Here is a 277-nt window from a genome sequence, read left to right as displayed (position 1 = left end):
TTTGGTGAGTTGCTTAACTTTCATTTTAAATGCTTTAAGCTTCTTCTCTTGGATGCTTGTATGATTTGTGTTAATCACTACACCCAAGAATTTTATGCCCGTATCGCTATGTGCTATATGGGTTTTACGCTCATTCACCTTAAGTTTCAGCGTTTCTTCTAAGATATGGCTCGCTACTTTCAATGCGTTTTCCACGCCAGATTTTGAGGTACAGAATATCAAAATGTCATCCGCATAACGCACTATTCCGTGCACTCGCTTCATCATTTCTTGATCG

Annotated in this window: 1 protein-coding gene; it reads right to left on the bottom strand. The window is 39.0% G+C overall.

The genetic code is table 11. From position 1 onward, the window contains the following. Positions 1-277 (bottom strand): reverse transcriptase domain-containing protein (locus CJF42_RS17720; protein ID WP_252097651.1); only part of this gene is annotated, 277 nt, incomplete at both ends.

The organism is Pseudoalteromonas sp. NBT06-2 (assembly GCF_002276045.1).
Lineage (GTDB): Bacteria > Pseudomonadota > Gammaproteobacteria > Enterobacterales > Alteromonadaceae > Pseudoalteromonas.
The sequence above is the reverse complement of the archived record's forward strand: the minus strand, read 5'-3'. Positions and strand labels throughout refer to the sequence as shown.